This window comes from Bacillus sp. FSL R5-0585 (assembly GCF_038004545.1).
GTDB classification, from domain to species: Bacteria; Bacillota; Bacilli; order Bacillales; family Bacillaceae_G; genus Bacillus_A; species Bacillus_A cereus.
The window spans coordinates 56,051-74,558 of record NZ_JBBORJ010000003.1; the positions used below are offsets into that span (position 1 = coordinate 56,051).

Below are 18,508 nucleotides of genomic sequence, written 5' to 3' on the forward strand. Positions count from 1 at the left end.
TCTAGTCGTGAAATACTTTATAAAGTTCAGGTTGCAATTACAACCTTTCTCAATAAAAAAAGCGAGAGCAGTTGCTCTCGCTTTTTTTATATCTTAAAACTCAGAAGAACCTGGAGTTCTTGGGAATGGAATTACGTCACGGATGTTAGCCATACCAGTGATGTACATTAGGAAGCGCTCGAAACCTAGACCGAATCCAGCGTGTTTTGTACCGCCGTATTTTCTAAGTTCTAAGTACCACCAGTAGTCCTCTTCGTTCATACCTAATTCTTTAATTCTGTCTACTAAAACGTCCATTCTTTCTTCACGTTGGCTTCCGCCGATTAATTCGCCGATGCCAGGAACTAGAAGGTCAGTAGCAGCTACTGTTTTACCGTCTTCATTTAAACGCATGTAGAATGCTTTAATGTCTTTCGGATAGTCAGTTACGAATACAGGGCGTTTGAAGATTTCTTCTGATAAGTATCTTTCGTGCTCTGTTTGTAAGTCAATTCCCCATTCTACTGGGTATTTGAAATCAGCACCTGATTCTTGAAGCACTTTAATTGCTTCTGTATAAGTGATGCGACCAAAGTCAGAGTTAATTACGTTGTTCATGCGCTCAAGAACTGTTTTATCAACGAAGCTGTTGAAGAATTCCATTTCTTCTGGTGCATGCTCTAATACGTATTTCATTGCATATTTCAGCATATCTTCTGTAAGGTTCATTACATCCCCTAGTTCCGCGAATGCAATCTCAGGCTCAACCATCCAGAACTCAGCAGCGTGGCGAGTTGTGTTTGAGTTTTCTGCACGGAATGTAGGTCCGAATGTGTATACATCACGGAATGCTAATGCATAAGCTTCAGCGTTCAGCTGTCCACTTACTGTTAAGTTTGTTTCTTTACCGAAGAAGTCTTTTGACTCATCAACTTTTCCGTCTTCACCTTTTGGTAGGTTATTTAAATCTTGCGTTGTTACGCGGAACATTTCGCCAGCACCTTCTGTATCACTACCAGTGATGATAGGTGTATGAACATGTACGAATCCACGCTCTTGGAAGAATTGGTGAATCGCAAATGCTGCGATAGAACGTACGCGGAACGTTGCAGAGAATGCATTTGTTCTTGGACGTAAGTGAGCGATTGTACGTAAGTATTCAAATGTATGACGCTTCTTTTGAAGTGGGTAATCAGAATCTGATAAGCCCTCGATATCAATTTTTTCTGCTTTAATTTCAAATGGTTGCTTCGCTCCCGGCGTTGCAATTACTTTACCTTCTACTTTAACTGAAGAGCTAAGTGGAAGTTTTGCAATTTCTTTGAAGTTCTCTAATTCTGTATCGAAAACGATTTGAACGCTTTTAAAGAAGCTACCGTCGTTTAATTCGATGAAACCAAATGCTTTTGAATCACGTAAGTTACGAATCCACCCTGATACTTGTACTGTTTGATCTGCATACTTTTCTGTATCTCTATACAGACTTTTTACTAATGTGTTTTCCATAGTGAAATTCTCCTTTTCTCATATATTTAAATACAAAAAAACCTTTCATCCATAAAGGGACGAAAGGTTAAACTTCGCGGTACCACCCAATTTGTCATAAAGACCAACTTTAACTCGTATGTAATACATACTTCCCGGTTTGTAACAGGCCGGATTCCCGTCTAAGTCTACTCTTGAATACAAAATTCAATTTCGGTTAGCAACTCCAAGGTGTTCTTCACATATACCGCCTCATCAGGCTCTCACCGTCCCTGACTCGCTTTGGATTATAGTATATACTACTTTTCCTTATCATCGTCTTTCATTTTGTTAAACTAAAATTAATGTACTACATTCGAGAGAAAGATGCAAGGTGTCGGAAAATATATGAGCGATTTTTGTAATATATCGACTTACCGACAGTGTCCGACAACCAATCCAATAAAAAAATTGCCGGAATGAATCCGGCAATTTTCTAATTACTTACGTAACTCCGCACCGAATTTCTCTTCTACCGTTGTTAGTACACGGTTATGTGCTTCTGTTACTTCTTCGTCTGTTAATGTACGTTCTGCATCGAAGTAAGTCATAGAGAATGCAAGTGATTTCTTGCCTTCTTCCATTTTTTCACCTTCGTATAAGTCGAATAGTGTCACGTCTTTCAGAAGTTCTCCGCCAGCTTCAGCAATGACTTGCTTCATTTCACCAGCTTTTGTTTCTTTTGTTACTACAACAGCCATGTCACGTGTCATAGATGGGAAACGTGGAATTGCTGAGTAGTAAGTTTCTTCAGCGTCTGCACCGAATACTTTTACAAGAGATAATTCAAATACGAATGTATTTTTCACATCTAATTGTTTTTCTGCTTCTGGGTGCAATTGACCGATGAAACCAATTACTTCGCCATCTAATACGATGTCAGCTGTACGGCCTGGGTGCATACCTTCACGTTTTGCTGGTGCATATGTGATTTGGTTTGAAACGCCAAGCACGTCAAATAGTCCTTCTAGTACACCTTTCACAACGAAGAAGTCTACTACTTTCTTCTCACCTTGCCATGCATGGTGAAGAGCAAGACCTGTCATAACACCTGCAAGATGTTGTTCTTCTTTCGGAAGTTCTCCTTCTTCTGTCGGTAAGAAGATAGAACCTACTTCGTATAAAGCAACGCTGTCGTTTTTACGAGCGACATTGTATGAAACTGCTTCTAGTAATTGCGGTACTAAGCTTAAACGAAGTTGGCTACGTTCTTCACTCATTGGAAGTGCAAGACCTACAGGCGCCTTTTCGTTTGGCTCAACCATATATTGTTTCGCTTTGTCAGCGCTTGTTAATGAATACGTGATTGCTTCATATAAACCAGCACCCTCTAAGAAGCGGCGTACTTTACGACGTTTCGTTTGTGCTGATGTTAATTTACCACGAGTCATCGTTCCAGAAGGTAATGTAACTGGAATGTGGTCATAACCGTATAGACGGCCCACTTCTTCTACTAAGTCTTCTGAAATTGTAATATCAGGACGACGTGCTGGTACATTTACATGGAATGTTCCTTCTACTTCTGTAAATGGGAATTTCAAGTTTGTGAACATTGTACCCATTTCACTCGCAGAAATATTTGTACCTAATACACGGTTTACTTTTTCAGCAGTAACAGATACTGTACGCTCTTGTACTTGTAAGTTGTCAGCTTCTACTACACCTTCAAGTGCTTCACCGCCAGCATATTTCGCCATTAAAGCAGCTGCGTGTTGAATTGCTTCAAATGTACGTGTTGGATCGATTCCTTTTTCGAAACGTGCACTTGATTCACTACGAAGACCTAAGTCTTTTGATGTACGACGTACTGTTTGACCTGCAAAGTATGCAGACTCAATTAGAACGTTTACTGTCTCATTTGTAACTTCAGAATCCGCCCCGCCCATTACACCAGCAACAGCTAAAGCTTTCGTGCCGTTTGTAATTACAAGATGGTGGCTTTGTAATGTACGCTCTTGATCATCTAACGTTTCAATTTTTTCGCCTTCTTTTGCAAGACGAACAACGATTTCTTTTGAACCTAATTTATCGTAATCGAATGCATGTAACGGTTGACCGTATTCCATTAAAATGTAGTTTGTAATATCAACTACGTTGCTAATTGGACGAATGCCAGCTGCCATAAGACGAGTTTGCATCCACATTGGTGATGGACCAATCTTTACGTTTTTAACCATTTTTGCAATGTATAATGGGTTTTCTTCTTTCGCTTCTACGCTTACAGAAATATAATCAGAAGTTTTTTCTGCTGTTTCTTGTAAGTCGATAGCTGGAAGTTTTACTTCGCGGCCATAAATAGCAGCTACTTCGTAAGCAACACCTAACATGTTTAAGCAATCTGCACGGTTTGGTGTTAAGCCAAGCTCAAGTACTTCATCGTGTAAGTTTAAAATTTCAAGTGCATCTGCACCAACTTCAGCGTCACTTGGGAAGATGAAGATACCATCTGCGTATTCTTTTGAAACTAACTTTCCATCAATACCAAGCTCTTGAAGAGCACAAACCATACCGTGAGAAGCTTCACCGCGTAGTTTTGCTTTTTTGATTTTGAAGTTACCAGGAAGTACAGCTCCAACTTTTGCAACTGGTACTTTTAAACCTTTTGCAATGTTAGCAGCTCCACAAATAATTTGAACTGGCTCTTCTTCACCGATATCGATTAAGCATTTGCTTAATTTATCAGCTTCTGGGTGTTTTTCACATTCTAATACATGACCAACTACAACACCTTTTACACCTTTATTTAATACTTCAACGCCTTCTACTTCAATACCACTTTTCGTGATTTTGTCTGCTAGTTCTTGTGCTGTTACATCTTTAATATCTACATACTCTTGTAACCAACGATATGATACGAACATATTTATCCTCTCCTTCCCTTACGCTCGTTTGAATTGTTGTAAGAAACGTACATCATTTGTATAGAAATGACGAATGTCATCTACTCCGTATTTCAACATTGCGATACGCTCTGCGCCCATACCGAATGCGAAACCTTGATATTCTTTTGAATCATAACCAGCCATTTCAAGTACGTTCGGGTGAACCATACCTGCGCCTAGAATTTCAATCCAGCCAGTTCCTTTACAAGTGCCGCAACCTTTGCCATGACACATCATACAAGAAATATCCATCTCTACAGATGGCTCTGTGAATGGGAAGAAACTTGGACGAAGACGGATTTCACGATCTTCACCGAACATCTTTTTCACGAACACTTGCAGTGTACCTTTTAAGTCACTCATACGAATGTTTTTATCAATTACAAGACCTTCAATTTGCATGAACTGATGTGAATGCGTCGCATCGTCGTCATCACGGCGATACACTTTACCAGGACAAATAATTTTGATTGGGCCTTTTTCTTTATTATTTTCCATCGTACGTGCTTGCACAGAAGATGTATGTGTACGTAGTAACGTTTCTTCTGTAATGTAGAATGTATCTTGCATATCACGCGCTGGATGATCTTTCGGTAAGTTTAGTGCTTCGAAGTTGTAGTAGTCTTTTTCTACTTCTGTTCCTTCAGCTACTTCATAACCCATACCGATGAATACATCTTCAATTTGCTCAACAACAGCTGTTAACGGATGGTGACAACCTGTTTCAACAGGACGACCTGGCAGTGTAACATCGATTGTTTCAGTAGCTAATTTCGCTTCGATTACTGCTTTTTCTAAGTTACTAATTTTGTCATCTAAACGCGTTTGAATCGCTTCACGCACTTCATTTACTAATGCTCCCATACGTGGACGCTCTTCTGCTGACAATTTTCCCATGCCGCGTAATACTTCTGTAATTGGGCCTTTTTTTCCTAAATACGCTACGCGTACGTCGTTTAAGCCCTTTAGCTCTTTCGCTTCTTCAATAAGCTCTAACGCTTTTTGCTTTAGCTCTTTTAAACGTGCTTCCATTTTGGAACCCTCCTAATTTTAAAAATAAAAAAACCTCGCTCCCAAAAAGGGACGAGGTAAATTCGCGGTACCACCCTAAATTGACAGAACAAGTCTGCCCACTCATTAGTTATAACGATCAATTCTGACCGGAACGCCTTTACATATACATGGTCCTGGCGTCAACTCCAGAGGTGAATTCACTTCCGTCTACCATAAGAATGCTTTCAGTCTACGGCACTCTCTCCCTACATGGCGATTTTGTAAGCTACTCTTCTCTATCAACGTTTTTCGTTATTTAACTTTTAATATAATGTACTTCAACTTATTATAAGAAGTTTTTTATTTGTTCGCAACCGGGCTTTGCAAATAATACGTTAAAATCCCTGCTGCAACCGCAACATTTAATGATTCTGCCCCGCCGTAAATCGGAATATACAAGTTTTGATCCGTTTTTGCAAGAATTTCTTGGCGTACGCCATTTCCTTCATTTCCTACAATTAATGCAAAACTGCCAGCCGGCGTTACTTCACCATACGGAACTCCATTTTCAAGAGCTGTTCCATATACAGGAACGTTGTTTTCTTTTAACTTGTCTACCCATTCTTCTAAGTTCCCTTTTACAATTGGTAAGTGGAAAATAGAGCCTTGTGTAGAGCGAAGTACTTTACTATTGTAAACATCAACACAACCTTCTCCAAGCACAACGGCGTGAATACCAGCTGCATCAGCTGTACGAATAATTGTTCCTAAATTACCTGGGTCTTGCAGGCCATCTAATAAAAGGAATTTCCCATCAGTAAGAGCTACTTCTTTCTCATGCTTCTCACAAACAGCAAATACACCTTGTGTCGTTTCTGTTTCACGAAGTATTTTGACAATCGCCTCAGGTACGATATACATTTCCACATCATTAACTGTCCAATCTTTCGGAAGGTCTGTCTGATCTGAAACGATAAGTTCTGTTACAATTCCTGCCTTCAAAGCTTCCTCGACTAAGTGGAATCCTTCTACAAAAAATAAACCTTTTTTATCGCGTTCTTTTTTCGTTTGCAGCTTTTTCCACTGCTTTACACGCGGATTTTGTACTGAATCAATGTTTTTCATAATATGTATTTCCCTCTCTTCTTGTCTTATCATTATAGCCTATTTTTCATACATATTTACATAAAAAAGAACAAAAACTAACGTCAGTTTCAATTCTGAAGAAGAGGTGAAAGCAATGAGTTTTAATTTACGCGGTGCTGTATTAGCGAATGTATCTGGAAATTCACAAGATCAATTACAAGAAACAATCGTCGATGCAATTCAAAGCGGTGAAGAAAAAATGCTTCCAGGTCTTGGCGTTTTATTTGAAGTCATTTGGAAAAACGCTGATGAAAATGAAAAGCACGAAATGTTAGAAACACTAGAGCAAGGATTAAAAAAATAAGCAATTTGAAAATCACCTTTGCATAAGCTAAGGTGATTTTTTTGCAGAAATTTTTTTCTTCTCCTAAACATTTCTACTTTACTAACGAACTATGATGGAGTACAATGTTCAAAATACATTTAAACCGATCGATTTTTCTTCATATACACCATAAGATAAAAGGAGTGAATGTTTTATGCACCGTATTACGCTTGAACAAATTTTTAAACACCACATTACACAAAAATACGTAAACCGTTCTGGAATGGTCCACGCGATCGCTGTCGCTTACCATGCGTTTCACCTAGCCAAAAAGCATCACGCCTCAGTCGATGCTGCCACAAAAGCTGGCTTCCTTCATGATATCGGACATCATACGTGGTACACAGGCGGCGAATGGGATTATGACTTATATAAAAAGAATGATATCCATGCAATTAAAGGTGCTGAAAGAGCACATAAATTACTTATTAGATTAGGAGAACATCCAAAACTAGCAAAAGAAATTTCTATTGCAATTCTTCTTCATACAGATTCTTTCTTAGTGGAACAAGAAATTGAAAGAACATCTCTTCAAAATATTATTAAATGGGCAGACGAAGCAGATGAAGAACCGGGCGGAGCGCATCATTATCGAACAATTTCTTATGAAAAAGCACTTAAAGCAATTCAGCAATTAGATCGATTGGTAGAGCGTGAATTGCAAATAGAGCAAGAAAAATTGAATAACAAGACAGAACATAGTTATCAATGAGAAAGAGGCATCACTACAGGGTGATACCTCTTTTATTATTTTATGGAAAATACACCTTTATATGTAATATTTAAATATTACGCCTGAAAACAAAATGCCTTATAATTAAATATACAAATATAAAGAGGTGATTCTACATATGCAACACGCTACACAACTTTCTAATGGACAGAAATACTCTATGTCATGGGGACAATTTATTAGCTCCGTTGTATTCGCTTTTTTCGGAACCGGACTTATTACTGTGTTCCTCGCAATGCCCTTAACAATTTATACAGCCGGTCTTACAGATAAAAAACAAATTGCCCTGTATGAATCTATCATAAATACTGCAAGTATTGTATTACAGCTAGCCGTGTTGTTATTCTTCATTTTTAAATTCGAACCCGCAAAAAAATTACTACTACAATCATTTAACTTTAAAGCACTGAGAGAATGGCGTACATACGTATACTTACTTCTTTTCTTCGCTATAAACATTTTACTCAATTACATCTTGTTAAATTATGTGTTCCAAGACGCAACAAAGCAGCAATCTTCCGCACTAAACTTAGATGTCTTTAAGCAGTATCAAATATTATTACTTCTCGGCTTTGCAATACTCACACCAATTTTTGAAGAGCTTATTTTCCGTGGCTTTATACTTCGCTTTTTCTCAGAACGCTTTCCATTTTGGATTGCAGCGATTATAACAAGCTTCTTCTTCGGTATCGCTCATACATACTCACTTGGCGTAATGGTCATTACTTTCTTCATGGGATTATTAATGGCTATTTTATGTAAAAAAACAAAATCCATTATTCCAGCTATGTTATTTCATATTATGAATAATTTGTTGGCATTCTTGAATTAGAAAGAGGTATCCTCACGATACCTCTTTTATTAATTCGTATGATCACTTCTCATCTCTATCAATTTATACATATTTATTAATAATATCCAAAATAAACCTCATGTAGTAAAATATAACTTAATTCATATAAAGGAGTTTACATATGTTCAGTGTTATTTGGATGCTTTTCACGCCACTTCTCTTACTATGCGGGATTGCTGGTGGTATTTTTTTAATAGTAACAGGAATTAAATATCGGAAATTACTCGTTGGTTTAATGGGGCTACTTAGCCTATCCTTTGTCACACTACCTTTTGTTTTTTTAAGTATAGGAATTAATATGGATACAATCTTCCCCATTCCAACTGCTCTTTACTGGACCCTATTTTCTTTAACTGGATTATTAGCAGGGATAAGTGGATTCCAAGCAAAGATTAAAAGTATCCGTAATATGGGATTCATTATTTTTATCGCTGGTATATTAGGAGTTATCTTCTGGTTACTCATGACTGTGGGTGATTCATACCATATATAATATTTTTTGAAACTCACAAATCGGAGGTAACACAGAAGTGTTCGGAATATTAACTTGGATGATTTTAGCTCTTACTTTAATGGTATGCGAATTCATCGTTGGCATTTTTTTAATTATTTTTGGTATTAAATGTCGTAAATCACTTACCATTATAGCTGGTTTCATTAGCATATCGCTTATCGTTGTTCCTATCGTTTGTATAGGTTCTGGAATAGATTTAGAGGGGATGATTCCAATTTCAGGAACTTTATATTGGGGTCTCTTCTCTTTAGCTGGACTATTAGCTATTATAAGCGGCAGACAAATAATCAAGTATTCGTGCTATGGGAACAATTTTGTTTATAACAGGGCTATACTCCGTAGCTGGTTACCAACTTTTATATTTAACTGCATAAAGAACACAAAAAAGCAGGGAAATTAATTCCCTGCTTTTCTATTTGGTTTATTGCCTGATGGTAAGAAGAACGATAACACCCAAGCAATCCCTGCGAGTATCGTTGCAATTAAGAAGGCATCGTTAATACCGTTAATTGCAGATAGCTTTGAAATTTGTCCATATAATAGTTGTGTGCTCATCGCGTCTCCTGCTTGAGCTGATCCAGCTAAGGCCGCTAAACTTTGCCCCATGCCGTGTATTTTATCAACTAAAATTGGGTTTGATGTTGTTAACATGTTGCCGTAATCTGCTACGTGAGCAGTCGTTTGTTGCGTCATAAGTGTAATTAAAATCGCTGTTCCGATTGAACCCGCTACTTGTCTTGACGTATTTTGCGTTGCTGTACCGTGAGAAATTAATTTCATCGGCAGCGCGTTCATACCAGCCGTCATAATTGGCATCATAATGAATGACATACCAATTGAACGTATAATATAATCCGTCATAATAACGCTATACGGTGTATCCATCGATAATTTTGTAAATTCATATGTCGCATACGTCGTAATTGCCAATCCAATTATCGCTAATGGACGAATGCCATATTTATCGAATAATTTACCCGCTACTGGTCCCATGATCCCCATAATTAATGATCCTGGAAGAAGTAGTAAACCAGATTCAATTGGCGTAAAACCACGAATGTTTTGCAGATATACTGGAAGCAATAACATACCTCCGAATAATGCCATCGTAACGATTGCGTTAATTACTAAAGTGAAAGTAAATACTGGATATTTAAATACTTGTAAATCAAGCATTTTATTGTCCGTTGTTAACTCTCTCCAAATAAATAACGCTAAACCAATTACACCAATGATAAGTGAAATAACAACTTCTGCACTAGTCCAACTATTATTTCCAGCTTCACTAAATCCGTACAATAAGCTTCCTAGTCCAATACTTGAACTAACCACACCGAATATATCTAATTTCGTTTTAGACACTGGCTGAGCTAGTGTAAAGAATTTTAAAGATAGGAACGTAATAATTAAACCGATAATAAACATCGCATAGAACATTAAGTTCCAGCTGTAATTTTCAATTACCCAACCTGTTACAGTTGGTCCGATAGCTGGAGCTAAAATCATCGCTACACCTAGTAACCCCATCGCTGCTCCGCGCTTATGAGGCGGGAATAATGTCATGAAGATATTCATACCAACCGGCATTAAAATACCCGCACCAACCGCTTGAATAACACGGCCCGTCATCATCATCGTAAAGTTTCCGGAAGTAGCACAAATGATAGATCCTACCGTGAAGAATAACATTGCTGCTACGAATAATTTACGATACGTAAATCGTGAAACTAAAAATGCACTAATCGGTACTAAAATACCATTTACAAGCATGAAGCCTGTAATTAACCATTGTGCTGTTGAAGTTGATACGTTAAATTCATTCATTAACGGAGGTAATGCAACGTTAATAATTGTTTGGTTTAAAATAGAAACGAACATGCCGAGAATTAATACAGCTACAACTGCTTTTACGTTCACATTCTCTACAGGCGTAGACATTTGTTTTTTCGGCACTTCTTTTTCTTGTTTTACTTCTTCTTGCTTTCCTGTTTCTAACTCAACTACATTAGAAATTTCCGATTCTTGCTTTCGTTCAATTTCTTTCTCTTCTGTTTCAACTTTACTTATTTCTATTTTACTTACGGCTGGGACTTGTTCTTCTCCCATTTTCGTTTTTTTCTTTCGTAAAAGACGATTTACAAGGAAGAAGACGATTATACAAAATAGTGCATATCCTGCAATTACAATTGAGGACATCTCATCTCCCCCTTACTTATGAATACGAACTGTCACATTCATGCCAGGAACAATATTTACTGATTTGCTATGATCTAAAGAAATTTTAACTGGTACTACTTGTGTTACTTTCGTATAGTTCGCTGTTGCGTTGCTTGATGGCAACATAGAGAATGTATTCGCTGTTGTTAAGCCAACTTGTTCTACTTTTCCTGTTAACGTTGTATCTGGGTATGCATCTACATACACATCTACATCTTGACCTTTTTGAACATCATCAACATCTGTTTCTTCAATGTTTGCTGTTACCCATAAATTGTTCATATCGAATGCGTAAGCAATCGGGCTACCAGCTCCAACGAAAGCATTTGTTGTTGCGTTTGATTGTACAACCGTTGCATTTTGTGGAATTGTTACATCTACTGTTTGTTCTCCATTAGCTGCCGCTACAGTAACAGTACCTAGTTTATCGTTCTCATTATAATTTTTTCCTACTTCAGCTTTCCAGTCAGTTAGTTTACCTGCTACTGGTGAAGCAACCGGAATTACCTTCCCATCAATCTTTGCATTGTCTGTTTTTAAGTAATTTTCCGTTTGGTTGTAATAGTAATAACCACCAATACCGCCGCCAACTAGTACAATTAATGTGATAATGTTGATAATTACCATTCTTCGAAACTGATTCATTGCATTCCTCTCCTTATATCGCATATAATTTTTTTCTAAACTATTTATGTCCTTATTGTTTAGATTGTTTAATTGTTAATTATATTAACCTTTTAACAAAAAAATCACACCATCTGCAGCGTAAATCGAAATTTATCTACCTGCGAGCGGTGCTGATTTCTGAAGGACTATCGTTTATAATTATAAATAATTATTTTGAATCTACAACCGACAATTTACGTATGAAATGTCGCTTAAACAACAATATAATACCAATATGTTGTTTAAGTATAGAAAATTAAACGAGGAGAAGAAAAATGTCTATTAAAAATACAAATGATCCACGTGTAAAGCGAACGAGACAACTCATTCAGGATGCTTTTGTCGCTTTAGTAGGCGAAAAAGGCTTTGAAAATGTAACTGTGCAACATATCGCAGAACGCGCTCCTGTAAATCGCGCTACATTTTATAGCCATTACCATGATAAATATGACCTATTAGACAAAAGCATTGAAGAAATGTTAGAGAAGCTAGCAGAAGTAATTAAACCGAAAAATAGAAATAAAGAAGATTTTCAACTTACATTTGATTCACCTCACCCTACATTTTTGGCTTTATTCGAACATATCGCAGAAAATGTAAACTTTTATAACGTTATGCTTGGGGATAAAGCTGCCGGAAACTACTCTTATAAAATGATGAAAACAATACAAGTGCATTTAACATTAAGCTTGTCTATTTCACAACCAGATGATGAAGATCTTATGGTTCCTCGTGATATTTTGATTAGTTATGTTACAGGGGCTCACATCGGAATGATTATGTCATGGTTAAAAAGAGGAATGATATATACCCCGCATTTTATGGCGATGCAATTAACTCGTTTAATTATTTTAGGTGCTCATACTGCAGCAGGATTAGAACGGCCTTTTTAAAACATAAAAAAGCGAAGGAGAATCTCCTTCGCTTTTTCTATTAATTAAATGTAATGTTATGTACAGCCTCTTTATCAAGACGTTTAATAACTTCTACAATTAACTTCACCGCATTTTCATAATCATCACGGTGTAACATTGCCGCATGAGAATGGATATAGCGCGTTGCAATTGTAATTGCCATAGAAGGAATACCATTTACAGCAATGTGAATCGCACCCGCATCCGTTCCTCCGCCCGCTACTGAATCATATTGATACGGGATTTGTAATTCATCAGCAACATCAACTACGAAATCACGTAAACCTGTATGTCCAATAACAGAAGCATCATATAAAATGATTTGTGGTCCATCGCCCATTTTACTTTGCGCTTCTTTTGACGTTACACCCGGTGTATCTCCGGCGATACCAACATCTACTGCGAACGCGATATCTGGTTTAATATAATTCGCAGATGTTTTTGCGCCACGAAGACCAACTTCTTCTTGTACAGTTCCAACGCCGTATACAACGTTTGGATGCTTTTCATCTTTTAATTGTTTTAATACGTCAATTGCAATTGCACAACCGATTCGGTTATCCCATGCTTTTGCAAGTAACATTTTTTCATTCTTCATCACTTGGAATTCAAAGTAAGGTACAACTTGATCTCCTGGTCGTACGCCCCACTCCATCGCTTCTTCTTGGCTAGAAGCACCGATATCGATGAACATATCTTTAATTTCAACTGGCTTTTTACGAGCTTCTGGAGGTAAAATGTGCGGTGGTTTTGAACCAATTACACCTGTTACATCTCCTTTACGCGTTACAATCGTCACGCGTTGCGCAAGCATAACTTGTGACCACCAGCCACCAACCGTTTGGAAACGAAGGAAACCTTTGTCATCGATTTGTGTAATCATAAAGCCAACTTCATCTAAATGACCTGCAACCATAATTTTCGGGCCGTTTTCTTCCCCTACTTTTTTCGCAACTAAACTCCCTAAATTATCAGTAGAAAGTTCGTCCGCAAACGGCTCGATATATTTCTTCATTACTTCACGTGGTTCACGCTCGTTACCAGCAATACCACGTGCATCTGTTAATTCTTTTAGCATTGTCAATGTCGCGTCTAATTTTGTCATTGCCAACACCCTCCTTTTTCTTCAGTCAATTCATTATACAATAATTAAATTGAAATATTCAAAAATTAAATTAGTATCCTTGTGTTTGACGCTGATGATTTACTTCATTTTTATCTAAATATGCTTTTTCAATCTCTTCTTGTTCAAATTCAAGTGCTTGTCCAAGTCGAAGATAGCTCGTAAATAATTCAATATAGTTTGTAATAGATGGTTGATCTGTAAAACGAATTACTTTCGCATATGTGTCTAAGAAAATTTCCACTTGTGTTTTATTCGTCTGTGCACATTTATAGAATAGGAAGTTTTTATCAATACCTAAATCAATTCCGATTGATAAAATAAAATGCAAACCATCTACGTATTCTTCTAATATTACTTCACGTTCTGATGCTGGTTTGTTGCTCCAATATTTAAAACAACGTGTTTCATTTGCAAGTTCTCCAATTTCTACAAGAAGAGCTAACATTTTTTCTTTTAACAATTTTTTCGGTTGTAAGTCATGTTCTTTTGCAATACGGTCATCTAATTCTTTTTGTAATTTAAATAGTTGTAGTAAGTCCATTCTATTGTCCTCCTCCAACATCGCATTTTACGCAACAATGTTGTTTCATCTCAAAGTTCATTATTATGTTTCAGTTCTTATGAATAAGTCAGCTATCTAACTCTTTATAAAATAGCTTGTCCTTAATTTACAAATACGTTTCAGTCATCGCTCTTAAATTGTTCATCTGATGAAAGTTCCATATCATCTTTCCATTATAGCAGTGTCGTTTCAGCTAGGAAAGATACTCTTCTTTCCAAACGGGCAGAATTGAAAAAAGCCAGGAGTATTCTCCTGACTTCATATGTATATTCTTCTATACTGCTATAACTTTTATATTGATTTTGTCATATTGATAACAACATAGCCGTTAATCTTTAGAATTTCTTTCACTTCTAACTTCTATTTGAATACAAATAAAAAAACCTTAGAAGAAAATTCTTCTAAGGTTTCAACTAATTAATTAGTTAATGTTGTTTTTTGCAACTGTTGCTAATTCAGCGAAAGCTTTTTCGTCATGAACAGCTAAGTCAGCAAGCATCTTGCGGTTAACTTCGATGCCAGCATTTTTAAGACCGTGCATTAAGCGGCTGTAAGAAAGACCATTCATACGAGCTGCTGCGTTGATACGTGTAATCCATAATTTACGGAAGTCACGTTTCTTTTGACGGCGGTCACGGAATGCATACATTAGAGATTTCATAACCTGTTGGTTAGCAACCTTGAATAATGTATTTTTTGAACCGTAGTAACCTTTTGCTAATTTAATTACTTTTTTACGACGTTGACGAGTAACTGTACCACCTTTTACTCTTGGCATAATATTACCTCCTAATTGTTCTATATATCAGCCGAACTTATTTTAAGTTGTCAAGCATTTGACGAATGCGTTTGAAGTCACCAGCGCTTACTACACCAGCTTTACGTAGTTTACGTTTAGCTTTTGTAGATTTGTTAGCGAATAAATGGCTTGTGTAAGCGTGAGAACGTTTCAGTTTACCTGATCCAGTCTTTTTGAAACGCTTTGCAGCGCCGCGATGAGTTTTTTGTTTAGGCATAGGTATTTCCTCCTCTATCTATTACTTATCGTTTTTCGGTGCTAAAACTAAGAACATACTGCGTCCTTCCATTTTAGGCTTAGATTCAACTGTGCTAACTTCAGCACAAGCTTCTGAGAAGCGATCTAAAACACGTTGACCGATTTCTTTATGAGTAATGGCACGTCCTTTAAAGCGAATTGATGCTTTAACCTTGTCGCCTTTCTCTAAAAACTTGATAGCATTACGAAGTTTTGTGTTAAAGTCGTGTTCATCAATTGTTGGACTTAAACGAACTTCTTTCATGCTAATTACTTTTTGATTTTTGCGCTGCTCTTTTTCTTTCTTCTGTTGCTCAAAGCGGAATTTACCGTAGTCCATAATGCGGCATACTGGCGGTTTCGCATTTGGAGCAACTAATACTAAATCAAGATTAAGATTTGCAGCTAAGTCTAAAGCGTCATTACGAGACTTGATTCCAAGTTGATCGCCATTTGCGCCAACTAAACGTACTTCACGTGCACGAATTTGCTCGTTAATCATCATATCCTTGCTAATAGTAAGCCACCTCCAAGGTTTTCTCAGAACATATTTTGTAGTCATAGAACCCGAACAAAAAAAGTGCGGGCATACGACACCCACACTTGTAAAATCTTAAGTAAGAAATACATTTACCTGTTAACTGCGAATGCGTCCATCAGGTGAGAAGCGGGTGCTTCTACTTGTTCCACAAAACAATATTCTATTATCCTTGATGAGTTTATCATAGGACATGACGTCTGTCAAGAAGACGCGATGTGTTTTACTAACAACAAGAAATATTGTAACAAACAACTAACATACTTGCAATACTTTTTTATGATAAGTGTTACATGGTTATTTTTTCTAATTTTCCTCAAGTATATTACATAAAAAAGCCGCGGTATACCGCGGCTTTTTCTTATCGTTTTCCTTCTACTTTAATCATGTCAACAAAAGCATCTAATGCGATTGTTTCTGATTTTTGTTCACCATATTTACGTACGTTTACGCCGTTTTCAGTTACTTCATTGTCACCTACTACAAGCATGTACGGAATTTTTTGCATTTGTGCTTCACGGATTTTGTAACCGATCTTCTCTTCACGAGTGTCTAATTCAACACGGATACCAGCACGACGCAATTCGTCTTGTACTTTCTTCGCATAGTCTAAATGTACTTGCGGAGAAACTGGAATTACTTGTACTTGAACTGGAGCTAACCATGTTGGGAATGCACCTTTGTATTCTTCAATTAAGAAGGCTACAAAACGTTCCATAGTTGATACAACACCACGGTGAATTACAACTGGACGATGTTGTTTACCGTCTTCACCAACGTATGATAATTCAAAGCGTTCTGGAAGCAAGAAGTCTAATTGTACAGTTGAAAGTGTTTCATCTTTTCCAAGAGCAGTACGAACTTGAACGTCAAGTTTTGGACCGTAGAATGCCGCTTCACCTTCAGCTTCATAGTAATCAAGACCCATTTCATCCATAGCTTCTTTTAACATACCTTGTGCTTTTTCCCACATCTCATCATCCGCATAATACTTTTTAGTATCTGCTGGGTCGCGGTAAGATAGACGGAATGAGTAGTTCTCTAAACCGAAATCTTTGTACACTTCTAGAGTTAAGTTTACAACACGTTTTAACTCTTCTTTAATTTGATCTGGACGAACGAAAATATGCGCATCGTTTAAAGTCATTCCGCGTACACGTTGTAATCCAGATAACGCACCTGACATTTCATAACGGTGCATTGTTCCAAGTTCCGCAATACGGATTGGTAATTCACGGTAGCTGTGAATATCATTTTTATAAACCATCATATGATGAGGACAGTTCATTGGACGAAGAACTAATTCTTCGTTATCCATTTCCATTGATGGGAACATGCCATCACGGTAGTGGTTCCAGTGACCAGAAGTTTCATAAAGCTCTCTGCTTCCTAGTACTGGAGTATATACGTGATCATAGCCTAAGCTTGCTTCTTTATCAACGATATAACGCTCGATAATACGACGAATTGTTGCACCCTTTGGTAACCAAAGTGGTAAACCTTGTCCTACTTTTTGGCTATTAGTAAATAGTTTTAATTCTTTACCTAATTTACGGTGATCGCGCTCTTTCGCTTCTTCAAGCATACGTAAGTGCTCATCTAATTCCGCTTTTTTAACGAATGCAGTACCGTAAATACGTTGTAGCATTTTATTATTGCTATCGCCGCGCCAGTAAGCACCTGCAACGCTTAATAATTTAAACACTTTAATTTTCCCTGTAGATGGAAGGTGAACACCACGACAAAGGTCGAAGAATTCGCCTTGCTCATAGATTGAAATAACTGCATCTTCTGGAAGATCGTTAATTAAATCTAATTTTAACTCATCGCCGATTTCTTCAAAGCGACGAATTGCTTCTGCACGTGGTACTTCATGACGAACGATTTCTAAGTTCTCGTTCACGATTTTTTGCATTTCTTTTTCGATTTTCTTGAAGTCTTCAACTGTAATTGCTTCTTCCATATCAATATCGTAGTAGAAGCCATTTTCAATTACTGGACCAATGCCAAGCTCAACCTTAACATCTTTATATAAACGTTTTAACGCTTGTGCTAAAAGGTGGGCTGTTGAATGGCGTAAAATATATAGGCCATCTTCAGAATCTAATGTAATGATAGAAACTGCACCATCTTCTTCGATTGGTGTAACAAGATCGATCATCTCATCGTTTAATTTTCCAGCTACAGCTTTTTTCTTTAAGCCTGGGCTAATAGAAGCTGCGATTTCTTCAGTTGTTACGCCTTTTGGAAACTCCTTCACAGCTCCATCAGGGAAAGTAATTTTAACTACATCTGCCATCACTGGTCACTCCTCTTTTTCTCAAAATAAAAAACACTCACCCCGTAAAAAGGGACGAGTGTTGAATTCGTGGTTCCACCCTTGTTCCAATTAACATAATTGTTAATTGCTCAAGTTCAACATAACGGTGTTGTCCGTTAGCAATTACTAGAAAAACCGTTCACTGCTAAAGTTTAGAGGTGGTAAGTAATAATCCCGTAC

Annotated in this window: 17 protein-coding genes, 1 pseudogene and 4 other annotated features (1 of these 22 only partly in view); of the genes and pseudogenes, 6 read left to right on the plus strand and 12 right to left on the minus strand. The window is 37.3% G+C overall.

Annotated features, from left to right (window positions below; all coding sequences use genetic code 11):
* Nucleotides 1-93: 93 nt before the first annotated feature.
* From asnS to MKY38_RS28190, 4 genes are all read right to left on the minus strand, one after another.
* Nucleotides 94-1,485, minus strand: a complete 1,392-nt coding sequence (gene asnS, locus MKY38_RS28175) for an asparagine--tRNA ligase (protein ID WP_000432177.1) — start codon at nt 1,483-1,485, stop codon at nt 94-96.
* 52 nt (nt 1,486-1,537) lie between these two features.
* Nucleotides 1,538-1,789 (minus strand) — a binding site (T-box leader).
* A gap of 154 nt (nt 1,790-1,943) precedes the next feature.
* Entirely contained in the window at nt 1,944-4,364 is a 2,421-nt protein-coding gene (pheT, locus tag MKY38_RS28180) for a phenylalanine--tRNA ligase subunit beta (RefSeq protein ID WP_000498191.1), read from the minus strand.
* Nucleotides 4,365-4,382: 18 nt separating this feature from the next.
* Complete coding sequence (gene pheS / locus MKY38_RS28185) at nt 4,383-5,417, minus strand: phenylalanine--tRNA ligase subunit alpha (RefSeq protein WP_000388219.1); 1,035 nt, start codon at nt 5,415-5,417, stop codon at nt 4,383-4,385.
* A 44-nt stretch (nt 5,418-5,461) separates the two neighbouring features.
* Nucleotides 5,462-5,690: a binding site (T-box leader), on the minus strand.
* 48 nt (nt 5,691-5,738) lie between these two features.
* The gene (locus MKY38_RS28190; RefSeq protein ID WP_001986644.1) at nt 5,739-6,536 is read right to left on the minus strand and encodes a TrmH family RNA methyltransferase; all 798 of its coding nucleotides are present in this window, start codon (nt 6,534-6,536) and stop codon (nt 5,739-5,741) included.
* Between the two features lie 82 nt (nt 6,537-6,618).
* On the opposite strand from MKY38_RS28190, the gene sspI reads away from it, so the two are divergent.
* The 5 genes and pseudogenes from sspI (at nt 6,619) to MKY38_RS28215 (ending at nt 9,323) form a co-directional block, all read left to right on the plus strand.
* Entirely contained in the window at nt 6,619-6,828 is a 210-nt protein-coding gene (gene sspI / locus MKY38_RS28195) for a small acid-soluble spore protein SspI (protein WP_000009509.1), read from the plus strand.
* 175 nt (nt 6,829-7,003) lie between these two features.
* Nucleotides 7,004-7,561 (plus strand): HD domain-containing protein, encoded by a 558-nt coding sequence (locus tag MKY38_RS28200; RefSeq protein ID WP_070180542.1) that lies wholly within the window; start codon nt 7,004-7,006, stop codon nt 7,559-7,561.
* A gap of 139 nt (nt 7,562-7,700) precedes the next feature.
* Nucleotides 7,701-8,414 (plus strand): CPBP family intramembrane glutamic endopeptidase, encoded by a 714-nt coding sequence (locus tag MKY38_RS28205; RefSeq protein ID WP_341050891.1) that lies wholly within the window; start codon nt 7,701-7,703, stop codon nt 8,412-8,414.
* Nucleotides 8,415-8,556: 142 nt separating this feature from the next.
* The gene (locus MKY38_RS28210; RefSeq protein WP_070180544.1) at nt 8,557-8,928 is read left to right on the plus strand and encodes a DNA-binding protein; all 372 of its coding nucleotides are present in this window, start codon (nt 8,557-8,559) and stop codon (nt 8,926-8,928) included.
* A gap of 37 nt (nt 8,929-8,965) precedes the next feature.
* Nucleotides 8,966-9,323, plus strand: a pseudogene (locus tag MKY38_RS28215) (ammonia permease).
* Between the two features lie 22 nt (nt 9,324-9,345).
* Here the strand turns inward: MKY38_RS28215 and MKY38_RS28220 are convergent.
* Together MKY38_RS28220 and MKY38_RS28225 are read right to left on the minus strand one after the other, a co-directional pair.
* The gene (locus MKY38_RS28220) at nt 9,346-11,145 is read right to left on the minus strand and encodes a DHA2 family efflux MFS transporter permease subunit (RefSeq protein ID WP_000095271.1); all 1,800 of its coding nucleotides are present in this window, start codon (nt 11,143-11,145) and stop codon (nt 9,346-9,348) included.
* A gap of 12 nt (nt 11,146-11,157) precedes the next feature.
* Entirely contained in the window at nt 11,158-11,811 is a 654-nt protein-coding gene (locus MKY38_RS28225) for an HlyD family secretion protein (RefSeq protein ID WP_001071419.1), read from the minus strand.
* A gap of 296 nt (nt 11,812-12,107) precedes the next feature.
* Here MKY38_RS28225 and MKY38_RS28230 point away from each other — a divergent pair, with 296 nt between their 5' ends.
* On the plus strand, nt 12,108-12,725 hold the full coding sequence (locus MKY38_RS28230) for a TetR/AcrR family transcriptional regulator (protein ID WP_000023661.1): 618 nt from the start codon (nt 12,108-12,110) through the stop codon (nt 12,723-12,725).
* Nucleotides 12,726-12,765: 40 nt separating this feature from the next.
* On the opposite strand, the gene MKY38_RS28235 is transcribed toward MKY38_RS28230, so the two are convergent.
* From MKY38_RS28235 to thrS, 6 genes are all read right to left on the minus strand, one after another.
* A complete protein-coding gene (locus tag MKY38_RS28235) occupies nt 12,766-13,851 on the minus strand; it encodes a M42 family metallopeptidase (RefSeq protein WP_000163555.1) in 1,086 nt (361 codons plus the stop codon).
* Between the two features lie 70 nt (nt 13,852-13,921).
* On the minus strand, nt 13,922-14,413 hold the full coding sequence (locus MKY38_RS28240) for a dUTP diphosphatase (RefSeq protein WP_000365050.1): 492 nt from the start codon (nt 14,411-14,413) through the stop codon (nt 13,922-13,924).
* A 442-nt stretch (nt 14,414-14,855) separates the two neighbouring features.
* The gene (gene rplT / locus MKY38_RS28245; RefSeq protein ID WP_001138362.1) at nt 14,856-15,212 is read right to left on the minus strand and encodes a 50S ribosomal protein L20; all 357 of its coding nucleotides are present in this window, start codon (nt 15,210-15,212) and stop codon (nt 14,856-14,858) included.
* A 37-nt stretch (nt 15,213-15,249) separates the two neighbouring features.
* Nucleotides 15,250-15,450 carry a 50S ribosomal protein L35 gene (gene rpmI, locus MKY38_RS28250; protein ID WP_001125945.1) on the minus strand — a complete coding sequence of 67 codons (201 nt, stop codon included), beginning with the start codon at nt 15,448-15,450 and terminating at the stop codon, nt 15,250-15,252.
* Between the two features lie 21 nt (nt 15,451-15,471).
* Nucleotides 15,472-15,975, minus strand: coding sequence for a translation initiation factor IF-3 (gene infC / locus MKY38_RS28255; RefSeq protein ID WP_000973215.1), 504 nt, complete (start codon nt 15,973-15,975; stop codon nt 15,472-15,474).
* A gap of 63 nt (nt 15,976-16,038) precedes the next feature.
* Nucleotides 16,039-16,159 (minus strand) — a sequence feature (ribosomal protein L20 leader region).
* Between the two features lie 210 nt (nt 16,160-16,369).
* On the minus strand, nt 16,370-18,307 hold the full coding sequence (thrS, locus tag MKY38_RS28260; protein WP_000786083.1) for a threonine--tRNA ligase: 1,938 nt from the start codon (nt 18,305-18,307) through the stop codon (nt 16,370-16,372).
* 47 nt (nt 18,308-18,354) lie between these two features.
* Nucleotides 18,355-18,508: a binding site (T-box leader), on the minus strand; it runs 75 nt beyond the window's last position.

Excerpts from the sequence above, each read along its gene's own strand:
- asnS (WP_000432177.1), bottom strand. The coding sequence starts at position 1,485 with ATGGAAAACACATTAGTAAAAAGTCTGTATAGAGATACAGAAAAGTAT.
- pheT (WP_000498191.1), bottom strand. The coding sequence starts at position 4,364 with ATGTTCGTATCATATCGTTGGTTACAAGAGTATGTAGATATTAAAGAT.
- pheS (WP_000388219.1), bottom strand. The coding sequence starts at position 5,417 with ATGGAAGCACGTTTAAAAGAGCTAAAGCAAAAAGCGTTAGAGCTTATT.
- MKY38_RS28190 (WP_001986644.1), bottom strand. The coding sequence starts at position 6,536 with ATGATAAGACAAGAAGAGAGGGAAATACATATTATGAAAAACATTGAT.
- sspI (WP_000009509.1), top strand. The coding sequence starts at position 6,619 with ATGAGTTTTAATTTACGCGGTGCTGTATTAGCGAATGTATCTGGAAAT.
- MKY38_RS28200 (WP_070180542.1), top strand. The coding sequence starts at position 7,004 with ATGCACCGTATTACGCTTGAACAAATTTTTAAACACCACATTACACAA.
- MKY38_RS28205 (WP_341050891.1), top strand. The coding sequence starts at position 7,701 with ATGCAACACGCTACACAACTTTCTAATGGACAGAAATACTCTATGTCA.
- MKY38_RS28210 (WP_070180544.1), top strand. The coding sequence starts at position 8,557 with ATGTTCAGTGTTATTTGGATGCTTTTCACGCCACTTCTCTTACTATGC.
- MKY38_RS28220 (WP_000095271.1), bottom strand. The coding sequence starts at position 11,145 with ATGTCCTCAATTGTAATTGCAGGATATGCACTATTTTGTATAATCGTC.
- MKY38_RS28225 (WP_001071419.1), bottom strand. The coding sequence starts at position 11,811 with ATGAATCAGTTTCGAAGAATGGTAATTATCAACATTATCACATTAATT.
- MKY38_RS28230 (WP_000023661.1), top strand. The coding sequence starts at position 12,108 with ATGTCTATTAAAAATACAAATGATCCACGTGTAAAGCGAACGAGACAA.
- MKY38_RS28235 (WP_000163555.1), bottom strand. The coding sequence starts at position 13,851 with ATGACAAAATTAGACGCGACATTGACAATGCTAAAAGAATTAACAGAT.
- MKY38_RS28240 (WP_000365050.1), bottom strand. The coding sequence starts at position 14,413 with ATGGACTTACTACAACTATTTAAATTACAAAAAGAATTAGATGACCGT.
- rplT (WP_001138362.1), bottom strand. The coding sequence starts at position 15,212 with ATGCCAAGAGTAAAAGGTGGTACAGTTACTCGTCAACGTCGTAAAAAA.
- rpmI (WP_001125945.1), bottom strand. The coding sequence starts at position 15,450 with ATGCCTAAACAAAAAACTCATCGCGGCGCTGCAAAGCGTTTCAAAAAG.
- infC (WP_000973215.1), bottom strand. The coding sequence starts at position 15,975 with ATGATGATTAACGAGCAAATTCGTGCACGTGAAGTACGTTTAGTTGGC.
- thrS (WP_000786083.1), bottom strand. The coding sequence starts at position 18,307 with ATGGCAGATGTAGTTAAAATTACTTTCCCTGATGGAGCTGTGAAGGAG.